The 4,828-nt window shown below is 42.5% G+C and carries 5 protein-coding genes and 1 tRNA gene; 2 read left to right on the top strand and 4 right to left on the bottom strand.

Features of this window, described 5'->3' with window-relative positions; translation table 11 throughout:
* Positions 1 to 72: 72 nt before the first annotated feature.
* From O3617_RS09475 to O3617_RS09485, 3 genes are all read right to left on the bottom strand, one after another.
* The gene (locus tag O3617_RS09475; protein WP_371449741.1) at positions 73 to 1,188 is read right to left on the bottom strand and encodes an acyltransferase; all 1,116 of its coding nucleotides are present in this window, start codon (positions 1,186 to 1,188) and stop codon (positions 73 to 75) included.
* A gap of 6 nt (positions 1,189 to 1,194) precedes the next feature.
* On the bottom strand, positions 1,195 to 2,985 hold the full coding sequence (locus tag O3617_RS09480) for a DUF4127 family protein (RefSeq protein ID WP_371449742.1): 1,791 nt from the start codon (positions 2,983 to 2,985) through the stop codon (positions 1,195 to 1,197).
* A 140-nt stretch (positions 2,986 to 3,125) separates the two neighbouring features.
* Complete coding sequence (locus tag O3617_RS09485; protein WP_371449744.1) at positions 3,126 to 3,752, bottom strand: trimeric intracellular cation channel family protein; 627 nt, start codon at positions 3,750 to 3,752, stop codon at positions 3,126 to 3,128.
* Between the two features lie 144 nt (positions 3,753 to 3,896).
* Between O3617_RS09485 and tadA the strand changes: the two genes are divergently transcribed.
* Both tadA and O3617_RS09495 read left to right on the top strand, forming a co-directional pair.
* Positions 3,897 to 4,406 (top strand): tRNA adenosine(34) deaminase TadA, encoded by a 510-nt coding sequence (gene tadA, locus O3617_RS09490; RefSeq protein WP_371449747.1) that lies wholly within the window; start codon positions 3,897 to 3,899, stop codon positions 4,404 to 4,406.
* Positions 4,360 to 4,450: transfer RNA gene (locus tag O3617_RS09495), tRNA-Ser, on the top strand. The genes tadA and O3617_RS09495 overlap by 47 nt, the downstream gene beginning before the upstream one ends.
* Positions 4,451 to 4,541: 91 nt before the next feature.
* Here the strand turns inward: O3617_RS09495 and O3617_RS09500 are convergent.
* Positions 4,542 to 4,828, bottom strand: a 287-nt coding sequence (locus O3617_RS09500; RefSeq protein WP_371449745.1) for a transposase, incomplete at its 5' end; no start/stop codon positions are given.

Below are 4,828 nucleotides of genomic sequence, written 5' to 3' on the forward strand. Positions count from 1 at the left end.
TATAAGTTATGGTAGGAGCGGATTCTATTGTAATTAGTTATATACCAAGCTCATAAGACTTGTGTAAGTCCATCAGTTGCCAAGGATATATTTTCGAATGGGCTTTGGTAATTGCTTTAACCCTATTGTACTTAAGTAGGATAATCCTACAGCCATCACATACAACAGCACTACGTGAGGCACTGTAAATAGAAGATTATACTTGGCCATGATACCGGTCATGATCAATAACCAGAACGGATGCGCCAAATAGATGCCGTATGAAGTATCCCCAATTTGAGACCAGAAGGCCTCCATCGTATTGTTGAGGGGCATCACTTGGAATAGGAATAAGCTAAACAATGTACCCAATGCCGTATAGAATACGCCCATCGGACTCAACTGATGCACGGTGTAAATCGCTTCGAGCACCGTATAATGCCATACATCCATGACATAGTAGTAGGCGCCCAACATGGATAGAATAGATAGGATAGCACATGTGGCCAATAGATAGCGGTAGCGCCACATGTAATCCTTCACCGCTTCATAGCGCTCAGCTACAACAGCGCCAAAGAGGAATATCCATACATAATGAATCACCCAATAATTAAGGCGCATATCAAAAAGATATTTTATAGCTGGAGAGTCGCTAAAATGTTGTGTCACCCAGGCCCCCAATCGATAGGAGGATATAAAATCAACACCTAATTGAATAGCAAATAGGATTACAAGCCAAGGAATGGGCGCTTTCAAAATCCACCGCACCATCACACGCCATAGTGGCATGAGCACATAGAACCACACTAGTATAACCATAAAATATAAGTGATACATACTGGTACCAAACAAGAGGTTCACGAGTAATGGTCCAGGATGGAGATTTCCAAAATTGTGCGCCGTTATTCCTGTATAGATAAGGTAGAATAGCGACCACACAATGTAAGGATAGAGCACCACTTGAAAGCGTCGTTTCATAAAATCCTTGTAGCTAAATGGATCGTTTACCGATGTATGGTAGAACAAACCAAAGGCTGACAGGAAGAAAAATGCGGGCACTGCAAAGCGCGATAAAATTTCCAATACGCTAATAAGTTGTAAATTAACGAACGGATTTTGTAATGCATAAGAGCCAACATGAATGCCGATAACACCGAGCATACAGAGACCACGCATATAGGTTATTTCAGGCAAAAACGATCGTTTCATAGGCGATTATTGTTGTGGCACAGCGGCCGGTGTTGGAACAATGCGCGGTGCAGTTGCCGCTTGATGTACTACAGGTGTCGAAGTTGCAGCTGGTGCAGCTTGCGTCGTTGTAGTTGGCGCAGCTGGAGCCGCTTGCGATTGACCATTAGCTTGTGCAGTTGCTGCTGCCGCTGCCTCTGCTTGTCTCTTCGCTTCTTCTTCACGTTGCATGCGAATTTCTTTTTGAAGTGGTACTACTGGTTTATCATAAACGGTAATATCCGTTTCAAATAAACGGCCCCATGGGAATGTAGCCTTAACTGTACGTGGGTCCACCTTCAAATAGGTTTCACTGAAATCTTGTACACGTTCTTGTAAATATTCTTCTAATTTTGAGTTCAAGTCACCAGAGTAGCGTACATTGTCGGTACGAATAGAATCTTGCATGCGATAAATATCCTTGCGGATATTTGCTTGGTATGCCCAGTTATCCAAATATTGTTGAGTCAACATATCACGATGACCTTCTGGAGACATAGACTGTAACAATAGACCTTGGGCAATAGCATAGCCTACTGTATTACTTGCTGTATTCCAACCATTATAAGCACCGATTTTATAGAGTAAATCGCGTTTGTATAAAGCGCCTAACAAGGTATTATCGGAACCATTGTTGTATGCAATATCAGCAATGCTCACATTTACACCTTGTTCCGTAGCTTGTTGGATGCGATCTACAAAGGCATTCGTAGCTTGAGAAATCATCGGGAAGTTACCAAATGTTTCAGATTCAGATGTGCTTGTTGAAAGCGGTGTATTAACAGCGAGAAGAACGGTTGGTTTACCCGCAGTTGTCATGGTGCCACCAACGGCTTCTACGTGTTCCGCAATCGTCTTATCAATGGTTTGATCTTCATAGCCTGGCAATGTTTTCCCTGCGCCACCTAGTGGATAGATAACAGAGAATGTCGGTTTTTCTGCGCTTTCATCAGTGCGAGAACGAGCCATCAATAACAGACCTAATTGGTCTGCCCCAGGGAAGCTACCATATTGTGTACGTGGAATGCCCTTGGAGTATTGATTCAAATAGCGTCCTTCTAATGCGGATTGAGACAATTGAGACGTATCATCATGACCTAATGCAAAGTATGAAAAAACGCCATTACGCGCTTCATCGATTAGATCTTTGTTTACTTGCATATTTTTTTGACGGCGAGAGAACCAGTCTTGTAAATATTCTACAGGAACCGATGCTTGCAAGCTCATCAATTTTTGCGTTTCTGCTTGCGTCAATGTACCTGCATCCAATTTATCTTGTAGTGCAGCAATTTGGAATATGGTTGGACCATAATCTGCATAGTAGGATGGTTCTGTACCGCCCCCACTAGCGCGTGGGGAACGCATTACGGTACCAAAGCCATAAATGCGTGTATTTTTATGGTTTGCCTTAAGCGCTTCGATGCGTTTTAAACGATTTTCCAATGTGCTCAAAGGCAAATTATGTTTACGAGAATCCACAAGGCCGCCATAGATTAAGGTATCTGTACTCAATACCATAACATCAGCACGGCCCGCATTTTGCTCTACCCAATTCCAGATTTGATCAGCTTGCCCTTTGTAGGTTTTACCAGAAATCAAATTTTGTGGTGGTGTTAACACCATCATCCCCGCTGCTTTTGCAGTATCAACTGTATATTGCAGACTTACTGGGCGATCATCTTGCGGAACATATAACACAGTTTCCGCATCAACTTGAATGGATGTACCCGTAGCAATAGCCGTAACCATTAACGCTACTTTCAACCATTTTTTAGACATAGGTTAAACTCCTTTATCAAGCACGCTCATGCGTACCATTTCACAACTGTTGTAAGGGATACAATCATAAAAAAATAACTAATATTACAATTATATCACTTAGTCATAATTTGGCAAATATATCGCATAAAACCGTTTTATTATCTGACACGCGGCAGACTCCAGTGATATTTAATAGCTAGTAGACGAATGATGAGTACAATGGTGAAAGCCCCATATACGGCTTGCCCTGACCAATCGCTAATCACCAGTAAATAATAGGCTATGCCCCCAATAATGCTAGGAAGTGCGTAAACGTCTTCTTTCAGTACGGAAGGCACGCGCTGTGCTAACATATCGCGTAGAATGCCACCGCCTACAGCGGTAATCGTACCAAGCAATACGATGAATATAGGCAAGTCCGGATATAGTGTATACCCTGCAGAGGCACCCGTAACGGTAAAGGATGCTAAGCCAAGAGCATCGGCAAACAAATAACTAGCCTTACTACGAGGACCCATAATATTGCGATGATAGCGACTGTTATAAATAGCAAATACAATAAAGGTCACTGCGAGAACGACCGTAACGTACACCACATTACGAAGTGAGTTTGGCGGGAAATAGCCTAGCAGTACATCACGAATTACGCCACCACCTATAGCGGTAGCAAGGGCCAGTACAGCCATGCCAAAAATATCCATTTTACGAGACACACCGACGAGCGCCCCTGATACGGCAAATGCGATGGTGCCGATCATATCAAACATATACCAAATAATATCCATACTAGCCTCACACAAGCAACTGATACAACGATTAAATCTATTCGCAAAAATACGATAAAATATGATAGACTCTATGTAAGATATTATACATTAAGAGGTGCGATAATGACAAAAGACCTAATGGACCCGAACGAACTTAATACAATGGATGAGCGCAGTCGTGACGAATACTTTATGGGCCTTGCCATCGAAGAAGGCAAAAAAGCGTATGCCCTTGGCGAAATCCCTATTGGCGCCATTTTGGTCCACGATAATCAAGTCATTTCACGTCATCATAACCGCCGCGAACTGGATCATGATGCAACGGCTCACGCCGAGGTTCTCGTCATCCGTGAAGCCTGTACTACTCTAAGTCGCTGGCGGTTGACTGGATGCACCCTGTATGTTACGATAGAGCCGTGTCCTATGTGCGCAGGGGCCATTATTAACAGCCGTATTGATCGCGTTGTATATGGTGCTAGCGACTACAAAGGAGGCGCTGTAGAATCTCTGTTTAATGTGTTATCCCACCCTGGATTGAACCATGAACCACAATTGCAAGCGGGCATCCTCGCGGATGAATGCAGCCAATTGATGAAAGATTTCTTTAAAGAGCGTCGTAAAGCACGGAGGAGTACCCAAGAGGCTGAAGGGTCCGCACTCGAAATGCGGTAGGTCGGGCAACCGGCGCGGGGGTTCAAATCCCTCCTCCTCTGCCATTCTTTTAAATGATAATGATAGAGATATAATAGATAAACCTAGATACGCATAATATAGATGATCTGCACCCATTTTCTTGGACAGATATAATTAAGCTACTTTTTGGGAATGAGTTCGGTATTCTACCGGGCTCATTCCTTTTAATTTGAGCTTAATACGTTTTGTATTGTAATAATCAATATAATCCTTTAATTTGTTAATAAAATCTTCATAGGAAGCAAACTTTTCTAAATATAACAACTCTGACTTCAACAAACCAAAGAAGTTTTCCATCACGCTATTATCCAAACAGTTTCCTTTTCGAGACATACTTTGGATGATAGCGTGATTTTTTAATGTTTCTTGATAAGTACTATGCTGGTACTGCCATCCTTGAT

It is taken from the genome of Veillonella sp. 27098_8_77, assembly GCF_041431535.1.
Classification (GTDB): domain Bacteria; phylum Bacillota; class Negativicutes; order Veillonellales; family Veillonellaceae; genus Veillonella.

Bases quoted from the DNA above. Each gene is read 5' to 3' on its own strand.
- O3617_RS09475 (WP_371449741.1), bottom strand. From the start codon at position 1,188: ATGAAACGATCGTTTTTGCCTGAAATAACCTATATGCGTGGTCTCTGT.
- O3617_RS09480 (WP_371449742.1), bottom strand. From the start codon at position 2,985: ATGTCTAAAAAATGGTTGAAAGTAGCGTTAATGGTTACGGCTATTGCT.
- O3617_RS09485 (WP_371449744.1), bottom strand. From the start codon at position 3,752: ATGGATATTATTTGGTATATGTTTGATATGATCGGCACCATCGCATTT.
- tadA (WP_371449747.1), top strand. From the start codon at position 3,897: ATGGATGAGCGCAGTCGTGACGAATACTTTATGGGCCTTGCCATCGAA.